Below are 15,818 nucleotides of genomic sequence, written 5' to 3'. Positions count from 1 at the left end.
GTGTCACCGCACCGTGAATTTCAGGCCGATCGCGGTGACGACCACATTCACCACGAACAGCGCCATGAATGCGAATACCACTGTTTGGTTCACGGCGTCACCGACACTCTTGGGTCCGCCTTTGACCTGGAGCCCGAGATAACAGGCGACCATTCCGGCGATCAGGCCGAACAATCCCGCCTTGATTTCGGAGATGATCAGTTCGGGCAGACTCGTGAGCAGCGGAATGCCGTTGACGAACGCGCCGGGGTTCACTCCCTGGAGGAACACCGAGAAGACGAAGCCGCCGGCGATGCCGATGGTGCAGACCAGGCTGTTGAGCATCAGCGCCACGAACATCGAGGCGAACACGCGCGGCACGACCAGTCGGCTGACCGGGTCGATGCCGAGCACCTTCATCGCGTCGATCTCTTCGCGAATCGTGCGGGCGCCCAGGTCGGCGCAGATCGCGGTGGCGCCCGCACCTGCCACGATCAGCACGGTGACGATCGGGCCGACCTGCGTGACGGCGCCGAACGCGGCGGCCGCTCCGCTGAGGTCGGCGGCGCCGATTTCGCGCAGCAGGATGTTGAGGGTGAAAACCACCAGGACCGTAAACGGAATGGCCACAAGCAGAGTCGGCACGATGGAGACGCGGGCGACGAACCAGGACTGGTCGACGAATTCGCGCCATTGGAACGGCTTGCGAACGGTGGCGCGCGCCACTTCCGCGCCGAGTTCGAAGAATCCGCCGACCGCCCGCAACGGGACAGCAAGGAGGTTTGTCATACCGAATCCTCCTCAATCGACGGGCGGACCGATTTGTCCGCGTACCCGTACTTCACCGCCACCCCGATCTGAAGACTGCCCAAAGACTAGAACATGTTCCTGCTAATGTCTGCCATTTTCGTAGACTCAGAACAGGACTTTTTGCCGTGAATCACCGTTAAAACTGAAACGGATACTTATTAAAATCCGCGCACCTCCTGTGAGCCGTCACACACTCCGATGGTCATGTCTACCAATACCTGGACCAGTGATCAACACGACAGGCGTGACAAAACGGACGGGGTGTGTGGCGGGCCAACATCGGGCAAACCGCCGACCGGGCGTCTCAGCCCAGATCGCGGAGGTCGCGCGCCGAAAACGTGTGATCCGCGGGGCGCTCTGCGAAATAGCCACCGAGGGTGGCGGCGAGGTCGGCCTCGGACCATTCGGCGCCCTCGGCATCGAAGCGCTGCTCGACCGTCGGCGCCGCCATCAGCGCCACCATCGGTCCGTAGACGACGAACACCTGGCCGTTCACCGCGTCGGCGGCGGGCGAGGAAAGGTAGGCCACGAGCTTGGCCACGTGCTCGGGAGCCAGCGGGTCGACCGCGCCTTCGGGCGCGTCGGCGAAGACCGCCTCGGTCATCGCGGTCCTGGCCCGGGGGCAGATCGCGTTGGCGCGCACGCCGTACCTGGACAGCACGCGTGACGCGGTCAGCGTGAGGGCGGTGATGCCCGCCTTGGCCGCACCGTAGTTCGCCTGGCCTTCCGGCCCGAGCAGGCCCGCCTCCGAGGAGGTGTTGACCAGCCGGCCGTAGACCGGCGCGCCGGCCGCCTTGGACGCCGCGCGCCAGTAGGCGGCGGCGTTGCGGGTGAGCAGGAAGTGTCCGCGCAGGTGCACCGCGATCACCGCGTCCCAGTCCTCGTCGGACATGTTGAACAGCATGCGGTCACGGGTGATGCCCGCGTTGTTGACGACGATGTCGAGCCCGCCCAGTGATTCCTGCGCGGTCGAGACGAGCGCGTCGGCCGTCGAGCGCTCGGCGATGGAGCCGCCGACGAATTCCGCCTTGCCACCGAGCTCGCGGATGGCGGCGATGGTCTCGGCCGCCGCGTCCTCGGTCAGGTCATTGACGACCACTGCCGCACCGGCCGACGCCAGCGCGAGAGCTTCGGCCCTGCCGAGCCCCGCGCCCGCACCGGTCACGATGGCGACCCGGCCCTCCAATGAAATCTGCGTCACACTCATTGGGCCGACTCTAGAACGTGTTCCACCATCCGACAAGAGGCGATCACGCCAACCTCAGCGCGGCCTTGGGACACTGCGCCACCGCCTCCTCGGCATCGGCGAGACGATCGGGCGCGACATCACCCTCGGCGACGGTCAACATGTCGTCGTCATCAAGTTCGAACATGTCAGGGGCGATTCCGACACAGACGCCGTTCGCTTCGCACCGGTCGAAATCGACGATGATCTTCATGAGAACTTCCTTCCACGCGGTCTTGGCGACACTAACTCAGACACCCCGGTCCACGGAGCGAAACAGACGCCGAATCACCATCAATACTGGAACATGTTCCAGTTCGTATGCAATGATCGGTTTCGGCGGGGCTCACCCCCTGCGCCCCGCCACCCGCCCTTTCAGCTCGACACCGAGGTAGGAAGCATGCGCGTCGCGTATACGCCGCAGCAGGAAGAATTGCGCGCCGAGCTGCGCGAATATTTCGCGAAGCTGATGACACCGGAACGTCGCGCGGCGCTGAGCATGACCACCGGCGAATACGGCTCCGGCAACGTCTACCGCGAGGTCGTGCGCGAGATGGGCCGCGACGGCTGGCTCACGCTGAGCTGGCCCAAGGAGTACGGCGGCCAGGACCGCACCACGATGGATCAGCTGATCTTCGTCGAAGAGGCGGCCATCGCGGGCGCGCCCGTCCCGTTCCTCACGCTCAACTCGGTCGCGCCGACCATCATGCAGTACGGCACCGAGGAGCAGAAGAAGTTCTTCCTGCCCAAGATCGCCTCGGGTGAGCTGCACTTCGCCATCGGCTACTCCGAACCGGGCGCCGGCACCGACCTGGCCTCGCTGCGGACCGCCGCGGTGCGCGACGGCGACGACTTCGTGATCAACGGCCAGAAGATGTGGACCAGCCTCATCGCCTACGCCGATTACATCTGGCTGGCCGTGCGCACCGATCCGGCGGCCAAGAAGCACAAGGGCATCACGATGCTCATCGTGCCGACCGACGTCGACGGTTTCTCCTGGACGCCGGTGCACACGATGGCGGGCCCCGACACCAGCGCCACCTACTACCAGGACGTACGGGTGCCCGTCTCGTCGGTGGTCGGTCCGGAGAACGGCGGCTGGTCGCTGATCACCAATCAGCTCAATCACGAGCGCGTCGCCCTCACCTCGGCGGGTCCGCTGAGCCTCGCGGTCGCGCAGACCGTGGAGTGGGCCAAGGAAACCACCCTGTCCGACGGCAGGCGCGTGATCGACCAGGAATGGGCCCGGCTCAATCTGGCGAAGGTGCACGCCAAGGTCGAATACCTCAAGCTGCTGAACTGGGAGATCGCCAGCCGCGCCGACCTGGGCGGCGAGGCGGCGCCGAAGCCGTGGGACGCCTCCGCGTGCAAGGTCTACGGCACCGAGCTGGCGACCGAGGCCTACCGCCTGCTGATGGAAGTCGTCGGCCCTCACGCCTACCTGCGCCAGGACTCCCCCGGCGCCGCCCTGCTCGGCCGGCTCGAGCGGATGCACCGCGCCGCACTGATTCTCACCTTCGGCGGCGGCACCAACGAGGTGCAGCGCGACATCATCGCCATGACCGCCCTGCGCCAGCCCGCATCCGCCCGCTGATCCCGAAAGCCGGTATCTCCTCATGGATTTCACTCCTACCGAAGCCCAGACCGATCTCGCCCGGCTGACCGGCGAGGTCTGCGCCAAGCTCGTCACCGCCGATCGGCTGCGTGAGCTCGACACCGCTGCCCGCTTCGACGAACAGCTGTGGAAGTCGCTCGCCGAGACCGGCGTGCTGGCCGCGGCGCTGCCGGAAGCACTGGGCGGCAGTGATTTCGGCATGCTCGAGCAGACCGCGATCCTGCGTGAACTCGGCCGCGTCGTCGCCGCGGTGCCCTACCTGTGGTCGATCGTCCTCGGGGCGGGCGCACTGGCGAAGTTCGGCGATGCCGACCAGCAGCAGCTGGCCGCGCGGGCAGGCGCGGGCGAGATCGTGCTGACCGCGGCGCTCGCCGAGGAACTGCGCGCCACCACCGACGCACCGGGGATCGTCGCCGAGGCCGCCGGTGCCGGGTGGACGCTGACCGGCACCGCGACCACCGTCGCCTACGCCGACCGCGCCGCACGAATCCTGGTGCCCGCCATCACCTCCAACGGTGTCGGCGTCTTCGTGATCGATCCGGAGCACGCGTCGGTCACCCGCACCGCCCAACAGGTCGTCGACCTGAGCCCCGAGTTCGTCGTCGAGCTCGCCGCCACGCCGAGCGAACTGCTCGGCACCATCGAGGCCGGCGCCGACATCCTCACCTGGCTGCGCGAATACGCCTGGCTCGGGCTGTCGGCGCTGCAACTCGGCACCCTGGAACGCGCGCTCGAGCTGACCGCCGAGCACACCCGCACCCGCGAACAGTTCGGCAAGCCGATCGGCTCGTTCCAGTCGGTGGCCCAGCGCCTGTCCGACGCCTATATCGACATCGGCGGCCTTCGCCTCACGGTCACCCAGGCCGCCTGGCGCCTCTCGGAGGACCTCCCCGCCGCCGAGGCCATCCACATCGCCAAGTTCTGGGCGGCCGAGGCCGGACACAAGGTCGCCCACACCGTCGTCCACATCCACGGCGGCCTCGGCATCGACCGCGACCACATCACCCACAACTACTTCACCGCCGCCAAGCACAACGAATTCGCCCTCGGCGGCGCAACTCCCCACCTGCTCGCCCTCGGCGCGGAACTGGCGAACTAACCCTTTGCCGACAGTTTGTACGAACTGTCGGCAAAGACGTACAATTCAAGCCATGACTGCAGCTCCCTCGCCCGAGAACTGGGAACTCCCGGTAAGTGAAGCCAGGGAGCGCCTCGCCGAAGTGATTGCGGCCGCCGAGGGCGGCACCGTCGTGCACCTGACCCGCCATGGCCGCCGCGTAGCGGCTGTGGTGCCGGATTCGATGGCCGAGACCGCAAACAGCCAAATCCGCGCACTATCGCGACAATTCGCCGAGCGCCACAGGAGCCTGCTCGACAGGCTCGCCGAGTGAGCGAAGCGGAGATCTACTACCTCACGGTCGCCGACCTACGAGCAATCGCCGAGGATGTGGCAGGGCCGTACGTCGTACGCGACGCGGGACTGCTCGCCTCGGCGGCCGCACGCGCGGCAACCACAGTGTTCGGCACCGACGCCTACCCAGGCATCTGGGAGAAGTCCGCGGCGCTCTTGCATTCGATCGCAGCCAACCACCCACTCGTCGACGGCAACAAGCGCCTTGCGATCGCAGGCGCGATCGTCTTCCTGGCCTACAACGGCATCGATACGAGCTCTCTCGACGAAGACCTCACCTACAACCTCATGATCGACGTCGCCAGTGGCGCAGTGGTCGATATTCCCGAGATCGCATCCCGTCTCGCTACCGCATTGAAGCACTGACACCCGGTTCTCACTGACTCTTGACGCCGCAGGCCAGCCGTGCCCAAATGGCGTCGCAAGGTACCGATGCAGTCCTGCCTAGCAATGGAGATCCAACTCCGAAGTCAGGTAGCGCTGCAGGGTGGGTGCGAGGTCGGTGACCATCTGCTGCGGTGTGAGCGCGACCACCGCGGGCAGCCGCAGGACGTAGCGGCACAGTGCCAAGCCCAGCAGTTGGGTGACGATCAGCGCGGCGCGGCGCGGAGCGTCGGTGGGGGTGCCGAAGCGGAGGACGGCGGGCAGGACCTGGTCGGCGAAGATCTCGCGGAAGCGGGCCGCGACCGCCTCGTCGGTGATCGAGGAGCGGAGCAGGATCAGCAGAACGGTGTTGTCGTTGCCCTCCCAGATCTCGAGGAAGCGGCGGATCATCAACTCGCCCATGGTGTTCGGGTCGGCGGCACTCAGATCGGGCAGGTCGAGGTCGATCTCGGCGGCGGCGGCGAAGAGGCCGTCTTTGCTGCCGAAATAGCGCATCACCATCGAGGGGTCGATCTCGGCGTCGGCGGCGATCGCGCGGATCGTGGCCTTGGCGTAGCCGTCGGCGGCGAAGCGAGCACGGGCGGCTTCGAGGATGGCGGCCTTCGTCGCGTCGGAACGCCGGGCGGGAATCTCCTGGTCAGGCATGTCAACGATTGTAGGCCAACAGTTGTTGACTTTCATTCACCGGCGGGTTTACCGTTACGCCTACAAGCGTTGGCAAACAAGCGTTGACCAGGAGTCGAAATGCCCGCCACCCCACTGCCCGAAGCCACCTCCGTCGTCATCGTCGGCGCGGGTCCCGCCGGGCTCACCGCCGCGATCGTGCTCGCCGAAGCCGGCGTCGACCATGTGCTCATCGATCGACTCGGCGCGGGCGCCAACACTTCTCGGGCCGCGGTGGTGCATGCCAGGACGCTCGAGGTGCTCGACGGGCTCGGCATCGCGAGCACACTCGTCGCACGCGGCATCGAGGTGCCGACCTTCAAGCTGCACGACGGCGCGAAGACCTTGGCCACCATCGAATTCGGCGATCTCCCCACCGAGTTCCCGTACACGCTGATGGTGCCGCAGGATGTCACCGAGCAGGTCCTCCTCGACCGGCTGCACCAGCTGGGCGGCGTGGTGCACCGACCGCTCACCGTCACCCGAGTCACCGACGAGAACGGCAGCGTCACTGTCGAATACGTCGACGAAGACGACCGGCATGGCCGACTCGTGGCCGACTACGTGATCGGCGCCGACGGCATGCACAGTGTCGTGCGCGAGCAGGCGGGCATCGGGTTCACCGGCGACACCTACCCGGCTTCCTTCATCCTGGCCGACGTTCGGATGAGCTGGCCGGCCCCACGTTCGGAGGTATCGCTGCACCTGTTCCCCGAAGGCGTCACGGTGGTCGCCCCACTCCCCGACGACGCCCACAACCGCTACCGCGTCGTCGCCACCGTCGACCAGGCGCCGGAGCACCCCACCCTCGACGACATCCAGTCGCTGCTCGACACCCGTGGCCCCGCAGGCCGGATCCATGTGGACGAGGTCCTCTGGAGCTCCCGCTTCCGCGTCCACCACCGCGTAGCCGACCACTACCGCGCGGGCCGAGTCCTTCTCGCCGGCGACGCCGCCCACGTCCACAGCCCGGCAGGCGGCCAGGGCATGAACACCGGCATCCAGGACGCCGCCCTACTCGGCACCCTCCTGGCGAAAGTCACCGCGGGCGAACCGGATTCGATCCTCGACACCTACGAAACCATCCGCAGGCCGATCGCCCTCGAAGTCGTAGCCTTCACCGACCGCATGACCAGAATGGCGACCCTGCGGTCCGTCCCCGCTCGCACCGCCCGCAACACCGTCTTCCGCCTCCTCACCCGCATCCCCGCGGTCCGCGGCAAGCTGGCCTACCAGTTGTCCGAACTCGGTAACCGCTGACTTCGCCCACACACGTCGCCCCGCCCGGCGACCTGCCGAACGGGGCGACGAACTGAGTAGGTGATGACAATCGCTCACGCGGGCGCAGTCCGATCAGGAGGCGGAGTCGGAGTTCGCGCGTTTCAACGCCGATTTCGATTCGTCGACCGGGGTGTTCTGCGCTGCGGACAGCCACCATTTCTCCTCGCGTTCCACCAGTACATACAGTGCGACCTCGGAGAAGCCACCGGGATCGAGGGCTTGCCTGCGGATCTGGGTGACGATCAACCCAGGAGCCGGACTGGCGGCAACCACGACCTCGAAACGGGAGGCCGGTGCGGGTGAGTTCGGTAGCTGCATCATGCCGCGATGGATGGCATTGATCTGGCTGTGACCGATGACCAGGGCACCGAAAGGGGTGCCCCACAGCACATCCGCGGCGAACGAGTTGTCGTAGAGATCGGCGTCGCCGGTCTCGAGAGCCCGCTGCAATTCGCCGGCGAGTTCGGCGGCCACGGCCTGCGCGGTCGGGTCGGCGGTCGGGTCGTTCAGGTTCGGTCGCATGGCTTCCTCCGCGTCTCGGTTGGTGACCACAGCCTGCTCCCTCAACCACCCTCGAGGTCCAGGTCGTTGTGACCGAAGCGACGTTCCGCGCGACAGCATTCGCGAGCCTGGCCGCCGGTGCGCGAATCCGCACCGACGGCCAGGCTCACAACGGGTACTGCGATCTATCGGCCGCGTCAGGCCGAGCCTGCCTCCGCGTGCTCGTCGGCAGGGCGCTCATCCGTCTGGGACTTGGCCCAGCGGTAGTCCGGCTTGCCCGCGGGTGAACGCTTGATCTCGTCGACGAACCACAGGCTGCGTGGCTGCTTGTAGGACGCGATCTCCTGGGTGAGGATCGGCTTGAGATCGGCCAGGGTGGGGCGGTTCTCGCCGCGACACTGCACGACCGCGCAAACCCGCTGGCCCCAACGCTCGTCCTCGACACCGACCACCAGCGCGTCGAAGATCTCGGGGTGCGCCTTGAGGGCGCCCTCCACCTCTTCGGGGTAGATCTTCTCGCCACCGCTGTTGATGCTCACCGAACCGCGGCCGAGCATGGTGACCGAGCCGTCTTCCTCGACGCGCGCGTAGTCGCCGGGGATCGCGAAGCGGACCCCGTTGAACTCCTTGAACGTCGCGGCCGACTTGACCTCGTCCTTGTAGTAGCCGAGCGGGATGTGCCCGCTGCGCGCCAGCAGGCCGACGACGCCGGAACCCGGTTCCACCGGATTGCCTTCCTCGTCGAGCACCTGGGTGGCCGCGTCGATCTTCACCCGGGGGCCGCCGGTGTGGGTGGCGCCCTTGGCGACCAGGGAGAGCCCGCCGAAGCCGGTCTCCGAGGAGCCGATGGAGTCGGAGATCATCCGGTTGGGCAGCACCTCGAGGAACTTGTCCTTGAGCGAGGGCGAGAACAGCGCCGCGCTGCTGGCCAGCACATACAGGGTCGAAAGATCGTAGGGCTCACCGGTTTCCGGGTTGCCTTCGGCGAGCGCGTCGAGCATCGGGCGGGCCATCGCGTCACCGGTGATGAAGATCAGGTTGATGCCGTGCTTGTCGACGGCCTGCCATACCCCGTGCCCGCTGAACTCCGGGATCATCACGGCCTTGCCGCCGCCGAACAGGCTGTGGAAGGTGGCCCACTGCGAGCCGCCGTGGATCATCGGCGGGATCGGGAAGCGCACCATCTGCGGGTTGGCCGCGCCGATCTTGGCCAGCTCCCATTCGTCCTTGGTGTACTCGCCGGTGACGAAGTTGATGCCGGCGCCGAGCACCCGCCACACGTCCTCGTGCCGCCACATCACGCCCTTGGGCAGCCCTGTGGTGCCGCCGGTGTAGAGCATGTAGATGTCGTCGGGCGAGCGCTCCCCGAAGTCGCGTTCACCCGACGAATCGGCCAACGCCGCCTCGTACTCCACGGTGTCCGCGCCGGTGGGGCCCTCGGTGCCGTCGTCGACGACGATCACCGTCTTCAGGGCGGGCACCTTCTCCCGCACCGCCGCCACCTTGTCGGTGTAGCGGCGCTCGTGGATCAGCGCCACCATGTCGGAGTTGTCGAAGATGTGCAGTAACTCGTTCTCGACATAGCGGAAGTTGACGTTGATCATCACCGCCCGCGCCTTGAAGACGGCCACCATCGCCTCGACGGCCTCGACGGTGTTCCTGGAATAGATTCCGACTTTGTCGCCGGGACGCACACCCTGTTCCAGCAGGTAGTGGGCCAGTTTGTTGGCCCGCTCCTCTAGTTCGGCGTAGGTCGACTCTCGATGTTCGCCGACCAGCACGATCCGGTCGGGCATCAAGTCGACGGCATGTTCGACGAGATCGGCTATGTTGTAGCTCACAAGGACAAAAATAGAACGTGTTACTGTTTCTGACAAGACTCAACTTGTCAGGAGTACGAAAATGGCCCACTGCCTGGTCGAGAAACGCGACCATGTCCTCATCGTCACCATGAACCGCCCCGAGGCGCGCAACGCCCTCTCCGGCGAGATGATGGCGATCATGCGCGACGCCTGGGACCAGGTGGACAGCGATCCCGACATCCGCGTCGCGATCCTCACCGGTGCGGGCGGGGCCTTCTGCGCGGGGATGGATCTGAAGGCGATGAGCTCGCAGCATCCTGGGGACACCGCCTCCAACGGCAGTTGGGACCCGGCCTACCTCCCCGCACTGCTGAAGGGGCGGCGCCTGGCCAAGCCGCTGATCGCGGCAGTCGAGGGCCCGGCGATCGCCGGTGGCACCGAGATCCTGCAGGGCACCGACCTGCGCGTGGCCGGCGAGAGCGCCAAGTTCGGCGTCTCCGAGGCCCGTTGGGGCCTGTTCCCGCTGGGTGGTTCCGCGGTGCGGCTGGCGCGCCAGATCCCGTACACGGTCGCCGCTGACCTGCTGCTGACCGGTCGGCACATCACCGCTGCCGAGGCCAAGGAGATCGGCCTGATCGGCCATGTGGTCCCCGACGGAACCGCCCTCGACAAGGCCATGGCGCTGGCAGGCCAGATCGCCGACAACGGCCCGCTCGCCGTCCAGGCGATGCTGCGCACCCTGCGCGAAACCGAGGCCATGCCGGAGAACGAGGCGTTCCCCATCGAGGCGAAGATCGGCATCGAGGTGTTCAGATCAGCCGACGCCAAGGAAGGGCCGCGAGCCTTCGCCGAGAAGCGCAAGCCTAACTTCACCGGTTCCTGACACGGCACAGGGCGCCGGGCTCAGTGCCGGGCGCCCTGGGGCATCGGGGGCTTATGCCCCCGGGTAATCCATGTAGAACGGCTCCCACTGGTGCCCATCCGGATCGATGAACGTGCGGCCGTGCATGCCGACCTCGGCCTCCTGCGTCCGCTTGTCCTCATTGGTCTCCTCGGTGGCGCCCGCCGCGACCGCGGCGTCGGTCAACACATCGACCTCCTCGGCACTGGCCAGCGACAGCGCGTACCCCGCGGCGGCGGTATTGATGGTGTCGGCGATCGGACGTGTGCTGAAGGTCGAGAAGAACGGCTTCGTCAGCAGCATCAGGCAGATGTTGTCGTCGATCACGATGCACGACGCGTTCTGATCGGTGAAATCCTCGTTGACCTTCCAGCCCAGCGCCTCGTAGAAGCTCTTCGAGCGGTCGAGGTCGGCGACGGGCAGGTTGATGAAGATCATCTTGTTGCTCATGGGATCAGCCTTTCGTGGCGTCGTTGCGGTCTCGAATATGTAGACGCGACGGCGAACCCGGATTCATCGCAACCGCGCGAAGTTCGCGAATCGAGATAGCTCGTTCGCACCCCTGTCAGCTGTCGGACCCCTGTGGCATCGTGAAACTATGAGCGACGCCACAACCGCCACCACCGGGCCCGATCCCGCTGTACTCGCCGAATTCGAAACGCATCGGCGCGAGTTGTGCGCCTATGCCTATCGCATGCTCGGCTCCTCGTTCGAGGCCGAGGACGCGGTGCAGGAAACCTTCACCCGAGCCTGGCGCTCCTACGATTCCTTCGAGGGTCGCGCGAGTCTGCGCTCGTGGCTGTACAAGATCGCCACCAATATCTGTCTGGACATGCTCGACCGTCCACAGAGCCGTGCCAGACCGATGGATCTCAACGGGCCGGGTCGCCCGGATTCGCCGCTGCCCATGCCGCAGCCCGACTACGTGTGGATCGAGCCGATTCCGAACGCGCTCGCCTTCGGCGCCGACCCTGCCGACCACGCCTCCACCAGAGACACGCTGCGCCTCGCCTTCGTGGCGGCCTGCCAGCATCTGCCCGCCACTCAGCGCGCGATCCTGATCATGCGCGAGGTGCTGCGTTTCTCCGCGGGTGAGACCGCCGAAGCGCTGATGATGTCGCCCGCGTCGGTGAACAGCGCGCTCCAGCGGGCCAGGGCCACCATGTCGAAGGTGCAGCCCACTGTGACCGACAGTTTCGACGAGACCGATCCCGATCAGCGCAAACTCGTCGACGATTTCGTCAAGGCGTTCGAGGCCTACGACATGGACACGCTCACCACCCTGCTCAAAGCCGATGTGGCGCTGTCGATGCCGCCGTTCGAACTCTGGATCTCGGGCCCGGAGAACGTGGCCGCGTTCATGCTCAGCACGGGCAGCGCGTGCCGCGATTCGCGGATGGTGCCGCTGGTCGGCGCCAACGGATCGCCGGCGTTCGGCCATTACAAGCCGAGCGAGGAGCCCGGCGTCTGGGTGCCGTGGTCGATCACGGTGCTCGAACTCGAGGGCAACTCCATCGCCGGCCTCAACTTCTTCCTCGACACCCAGCGCCTGTTCCCGCTCTTCGGGCTCGAGCCGGAGTGGCGCGAGCCCGTCTGAGCGAGAACGGTTTTCACAGCAGGCGGCGCTTGTACAGCTTTCCGTTGGGATCACGGGGCAGCTCCGCACGGAATTCGACCGTGCGGGGCAGCTTGTACTTCGCGAGCTGACCGGCGGCGAATTCCAGGATGTCGGCGGTGAGTTCGTCGCTGCCCTCGGTGCCGGGCACCGGCTGCACGAACGCCTTCACCTGCTGACCCCAATCCGGGTCGGGCACACCGAGTACCGCCACATCGGCGATCTTCGGGTGGCTCATCAGCACGCCCTCGATCTCTGCCGGGTAGATGTTCACCCCGCCGGACAGGATCAGGTCGGAACGACGGTCGCACAGGAACAGGTAGCCGTCTTCGTCCAGGTAGCCGATGTCGCCGACGGTGAACAGGTCACCGACGCGCGACTCCTCGGTCTTCTCCTTGGCGTGGTGGTACTCGAAACTCGATGCGCCCATCCGCATGTAGACCATGCCCTCTTTGCCGGCGGGCACCTCGGTGCCGTCGGTCTCGTCGAGCACCTTGATCACCGACCACGGCCAGGCCTTGCCCACCGAGCCGGGCTTGGACAGCCACTCGGTTCCGTTGATCACGGTGCCGCCGCCCTCGGTGGCCGCGTAGTACTCGGTGACGACCGGCCCCCACCACTCGAGCATCTGCCGCTTGGTCTGCTGCGGGCACGGCGCCGCACCGTGCACCATGCTGCGCAGCGAGGACACGTCGTAGCGGGCGCGCACGTCGTCGGGCAGGGCGAGCAGGCGATGGAACTGGGTGGGCACCATGTGACTGTGCGTCACCTTGTGCCGCTCGATCAGCGCGAGCATGTCCTGCGCGTCCCACCGGTCCATCAGGACGAGCTTGTGCCCCAACTGGATCGAGATCGTCGAGAAGTTCAGCACGGCCGTGTGATAGAGCGGCGAGCCGCAGATGTGCACGTGGTCGTCGTAGGGCGCGAGGTCGAACAGGCTGAAGAACGCCTTGTTCGGAGCGGGCACCTCATCGGGATCGGCACCGGTCAGCGGGCGGCGAACACCCTTGGGCCGCCCCGTGGTTCCCGAGGTGTAGAGCATCGGCGCGCCGACCGAACGATCCGAGGGCCTGCCGGTATCCGCCGCGCCGAGCCACGATACCGGCCGGAAGCCCGGCACCGTGCCGACCGCGAACCGGGCGTTCTCGGGCAGTTCGGCGAGGTCGGCGGCCTCGGCGGCGGTGGCCGCGAACCGCTCGCTGGCCAGGAACGCCGCGGCGTCGCTGTCACCGAGGATGTAGGCGATCTCCGGCGCGGTCAGATGCCAGTTCACCGCGACGATGTACAGCCCCGCCTGGTACGCGGCGAAATACGCGGCGATCGCCTCGACGCCGTTGTGCAGCATGCTGACAACGACGTCGCCGGTCTTCAATCCGATTCCACGTAGCCCGTTGGCGTAGCGGTTGGCCAAGGTCGCCAATTCTCGGTAGGTGATCTCCCTGCCGTCCGGGTCGACGACGGCGATCCGCTCGGGATCCGTCGCGGCGATATTCCACAGTCCGAGGACTTCCGTTGTCTGCTGGCTCACCCCTCGAATTTAGAACGTGTTCTACATGGTGACAAGGGGTTGGAGGCGACGCATTTGTTCGGCATCCGACACCGAGATCAGCATCATCGTCACGCCCGCGTCCTCCCATTCCTTCAGCCGGGTGCGCACATGCGCCTCGTCGCCGAAGATCGCGGTGTCGGTGATCAGCTCGTCGGGCACCGCCGCGGCGGCCTCGGCCTTGCGTCCGGCCTGGAACAGCGCGGAGATCTCATCGACCTCGGCGACGTAGCCCATGCGCTTGTACACCTGGGCGTGGAAGTTCAGCTCGGGAGCGCCCATACCGCCGATGTAGAGCGCGCTCACCCAGCGCATCCGCTCGATCTCGGCCGCCGGATCGTCGGTGATCACCACCTGCGCGCTCGCCGCGATCTCGAAATCGGCCCGCGAACGACGAGCGCCCGCACGCGCGAAGCCCTCGTCGAGCCACTCGTTGTACATGCCCGCCAGGCGCGGGGCGTAGTAGATCGCCAACCAGCCGTCGGCGATCTCGGCGGTCTGGGCGACGTTCTTCGGGCCCTCCGCCCCCAGCCAGATGGGCAGATCAGCGCGCAGCGGGTGCACGATCGGCTTGAGCGGTTTGCCCAGACCGGTGGCTCCTGGGCCCCCGTACGGGAGGCCGTAGTGCTTGCCCTCCGACGTCACCGGCGCCTCCCGGGCCAGCACCTTGCGCACGATGTCGACGTACTCACGCGTGCGCTTCAGCGGCTGGGCGAACGGCTGCCCGTACCAGCCCTCCACCACCTGCGGACCGGAGACGCCGAGGCCGAGGATGGCCCGGCCGCCGCTGAGGTGGTCCAGGGTGAGCGCGTGCATCGCGGCCGCCGCGGGAGTGCGAGCCGACATCTGCGCCACCGACGTACCGAGGCGCACCCGCTCGGTGGACGACCCCCACCAGGCCAGCGGAGTGAAGGCGTCCGAGCCCCAGGACTCCGCCGCGAACACCGCGTCGAAGCCCGATTCCTCGGCCGCGATCACCAGCTCGCCTGCGTTGACGGGCGGCTGCGCGCCCCAGTATCCGAGTTGCAGTCCGAATTTCATGATCGGCGCCCTTTCGGCGAATCCTTGCGAGCAGAATAAGAACCTGTTCTACTCGATATCGTGACCCAGGGGAATACCGCAGTGGAAGTATTGAGTGCACCCCTTCGGGTGCGATTCGACTACACCAGGTCCGTCGGACCCATCATCGGCGCATTTCTGACCGGACTGCGCGAACGCCGAATACTCGGCGCTCGCGGCAGCGACGGCCGGATACTCGTGCCACCGCCCGAATACGATCCACTCACCAGCGCGCCGGTAGGCGACCTGGTCGAGGTCGCGGCAACGGGCACCGTCACGTCCTGGACGTGGGTGCCGGAGCCGTTGCCCGGCCAGCCGTTCGATCGCCCGTTCGCCTGGGCGCTGATCCAGCTCGACGGCGCCGACACAGCTCTGCTGCACGCCGTCGACGTTACCGACCCCGGCCAGCTCAGCACCGGAATGCGGGTCAGTGCCCGCTGGGCCGACGAGCGCACCGGCCGCATCCAGGACATCGCCTGCTTCGCACCGGGCGAGACCACCCAGACCGCGATCTCCGCCGAAGACACCGAAGCTCTGGTCACCATGCTGACCACTCCCGTAGACCTGAACTACAAGCACACCGCCTCCCCACAGGAGAGCATCTACCTGCGCGGCCTCGCCGAGGGCAAGCTCATCGGCGGCCGGTCCGAGGCGGGCGGGCGAGTCTACTTCCCGCCGCGTGGCGCCAATCCGACCGACGGCACCCCGACCAACGACCTGGTCGAGCTGCCGGACAAGGGCATCGTCACCACCTTCTGCATCGTCAACGTGCCGTTCCTCGGCCAGCGGATCAAGCCGCCGTACGTGGCCGCCTACATCCTGCTCGACGGTGCCGACATTCCGTTCCTGCACCTGGTGCTCGGCTGCGAGGCCAGCGAGGTGCGGATGGGAATGCGGGTCGAGGCGGTGTGGAAACCCCGTGAGGAGTGGGGTCACACGATGGCCAATATCGACCACTTCCAGCCCAGCGGTGAGCCCGACGCACCGTACGAGTCCTTCCAGAACCACCTCTAGAGAGGCGACGGT

17 protein-coding genes are annotated in these 15,818 nt (G+C 66.7%); 8 read left to right on the top strand and 9 right to left on the bottom strand.

The window, feature by feature from the left end; translation table 11 throughout:
• Window positions 1-3: 3 nt before the first annotated feature.
• The 3 genes from QX204_RS00780 to QX204_RS00770 all read right to left on the bottom strand — a co-directional run bounded on the left by QX204_RS00780 (window position 4) and on the right by QX204_RS00770 (window position 2,228).
• Window positions 4-768 (bottom strand): MlaE family ABC transporter permease, encoded by a 765-nt coding sequence (locus QX204_RS00780; RefSeq protein ID WP_062982727.1) that lies wholly within the window; start codon window positions 766-768, stop codon window positions 4-6.
• A 325-nt stretch (window positions 769-1,093) separates the two neighbouring features.
• Window positions 1,094-1,996, bottom strand: a complete 903-nt coding sequence (locus QX204_RS00775) for a 3-oxoacyl-ACP reductase (protein WP_301904722.1) — start codon at window positions 1,994-1,996, stop codon at window positions 1,094-1,096.
• A 43-nt stretch (window positions 1,997-2,039) separates the two neighbouring features.
• The gene (locus QX204_RS00770) at window positions 2,040-2,228 is read right to left on the bottom strand and encodes a ferredoxin (RefSeq protein WP_056819344.1); all 189 of its coding nucleotides are present in this window, start codon (window positions 2,226-2,228) and stop codon (window positions 2,040-2,042) included.
• A gap of 186 nt (window positions 2,229-2,414) precedes the next feature.
• Here QX204_RS00770 and QX204_RS00765 point away from each other — a divergent pair, with 186 nt between their 5' ends.
• The 4 genes from QX204_RS00765 to QX204_RS00750 are packed head-to-tail and all read left to right on the top strand — an operon-like array spanning window position 2,415 to window position 5,406.
• Entirely contained in the window at window positions 2,415-3,608 is a 1,194-nt protein-coding gene (locus QX204_RS00765; RefSeq protein WP_301904719.1) for an acyl-CoA dehydrogenase family protein, read from the top strand.
• 22 nt (window positions 3,609-3,630) lie between these two features.
• Window positions 3,631-4,728 carry an acyl-CoA dehydrogenase family protein gene (locus tag QX204_RS00760; RefSeq protein WP_301904717.1) on the top strand — a complete coding sequence of 366 codons (1,098 nt, stop codon included), beginning with the start codon at window positions 3,631-3,633 and terminating at the stop codon, window positions 4,726-4,728.
• 52 nt (window positions 4,729-4,780) lie between these two features.
• Entirely contained in the window at window positions 4,781-5,020 is a 240-nt protein-coding gene (locus QX204_RS00755; protein ID WP_301904716.1) for a type II toxin-antitoxin system Phd/YefM family antitoxin, read from the top strand.
• The gene (locus QX204_RS00750; RefSeq protein ID WP_301904713.1) at window positions 5,017-5,406 is read left to right on the top strand and encodes a type II toxin-antitoxin system death-on-curing family toxin; all 390 of its coding nucleotides are present in this window, start codon (window positions 5,017-5,019) and stop codon (window positions 5,404-5,406) included. Before QX204_RS00755 ends, QX204_RS00750 begins: the two co-directional genes overlap by 4 nt.
• A 78-nt stretch (window positions 5,407-5,484) precedes the next feature.
• Here QX204_RS00750 and QX204_RS00745 read toward each other — a convergent pair whose 3' ends face one another.
• The gene (locus QX204_RS00745) at window positions 5,485-6,069 is read right to left on the bottom strand and encodes a TetR/AcrR family transcriptional regulator (protein ID WP_301904711.1); all 585 of its coding nucleotides are present in this window, start codon (window positions 6,067-6,069) and stop codon (window positions 5,485-5,487) included.
• Window positions 6,070-6,168: 99 nt separating this feature from the next.
• Here QX204_RS00745 and QX204_RS00740 point away from each other — a divergent pair, with 99 nt between their 5' ends.
• Complete coding sequence (locus QX204_RS00740; protein ID WP_301904710.1) at window positions 6,169-7,347, top strand: FAD-dependent oxidoreductase; 1,179 nt, start codon at window positions 6,169-6,171, stop codon at window positions 7,345-7,347.
• A 93-nt stretch (window positions 7,348-7,440) separates the two neighbouring features.
• On the opposite strand, the gene QX204_RS00735 is transcribed toward QX204_RS00740, so the two are convergent.
• Together QX204_RS00735 and QX204_RS00730 are read right to left on the bottom strand one after the other, a co-directional pair.
• Window positions 7,441-7,920: a nuclear transport factor 2 family protein gene (locus QX204_RS00735; RefSeq protein ID WP_301904709.1), complete on the bottom strand. Its 480-nt coding sequence runs from the start codon at window positions 7,918-7,920 to the stop codon at window positions 7,441-7,443.
• A 146-nt stretch (window positions 7,921-8,066) separates the two neighbouring features.
• Window positions 8,067-9,710 carry an acyl-CoA synthetase gene (locus QX204_RS00730; RefSeq protein ID WP_301904707.1) on the bottom strand — a complete coding sequence of 548 codons (1,644 nt, stop codon included), beginning with the start codon at window positions 9,708-9,710 and terminating at the stop codon, window positions 8,067-8,069.
• A gap of 61 nt (window positions 9,711-9,771) precedes the next feature.
• Here QX204_RS00730 and QX204_RS00725 point away from each other — a divergent pair, with 61 nt between their 5' ends.
• Window positions 9,772-10,554: a crotonase/enoyl-CoA hydratase family protein gene (locus QX204_RS00725; RefSeq protein WP_301904705.1), complete on the top strand. Its 783-nt coding sequence runs from the start codon at window positions 9,772-9,774 to the stop codon at window positions 10,552-10,554.
• A gap of 51 nt (window positions 10,555-10,605) precedes the next feature.
• Here QX204_RS00725 and QX204_RS00720 read toward each other — a convergent pair whose 3' ends face one another.
• Entirely contained in the window at window positions 10,606-11,022 is a 417-nt protein-coding gene (locus tag QX204_RS00720) for a VOC family protein (RefSeq protein ID WP_301904704.1), read from the bottom strand.
• A gap of 148 nt (window positions 11,023-11,170) precedes the next feature.
• On the opposite strand from QX204_RS00720, the gene QX204_RS00715 reads away from it, so the two are divergent.
• Window positions 11,171-12,169, top strand: a complete 999-nt coding sequence (locus QX204_RS00715; RefSeq protein ID WP_301904702.1) for a sigma-70 family RNA polymerase sigma factor — start codon at window positions 11,171-11,173, stop codon at window positions 12,167-12,169.
• A gap of 13 nt (window positions 12,170-12,182) precedes the next feature.
• On the opposite strand, the gene QX204_RS00710 is transcribed toward QX204_RS00715, so the two are convergent.
• Both QX204_RS00710 and QX204_RS00705 read right to left on the bottom strand, forming a co-directional pair.
• A complete protein-coding gene (locus QX204_RS00710) occupies window positions 12,183-13,715 on the bottom strand; it encodes an acyl-CoA synthetase (protein ID WP_301904700.1) in 1,533 nt (510 codons plus the stop codon).
• Between the two features lie 21 nt (window positions 13,716-13,736).
• Window positions 13,737-14,774, bottom strand: a complete 1,038-nt coding sequence (locus tag QX204_RS00705) for an LLM class F420-dependent oxidoreductase (RefSeq protein ID WP_301904699.1) — start codon at window positions 14,772-14,774, stop codon at window positions 13,737-13,739.
• 60 nt (window positions 14,775-14,834) lie between these two features.
• Between QX204_RS00705 and QX204_RS00700 the strand changes: the two genes are divergently transcribed.
• Window positions 14,835-15,806 carry a Zn-ribbon domain-containing OB-fold protein gene (locus QX204_RS00700; protein ID WP_301904698.1) on the top strand — a complete coding sequence of 324 codons (972 nt, stop codon included), beginning with the start codon at window positions 14,835-14,837 and terminating at the stop codon, window positions 15,804-15,806.
• Window positions 15,807-15,818 lie beyond the last annotated feature (12 nt).

This window comes from Nocardia sp. PE-7 (assembly GCF_030486425.1).
Classification (GTDB): domain Bacteria; phylum Actinomycetota; class Actinomycetes; order Mycobacteriales; family Mycobacteriaceae; genus Nocardia; species Nocardia salmonicida_A.
Note: the sequence above shows the minus strand (reverse complement) of the source record. Positions and strands in the feature narration are given on the sequence as shown.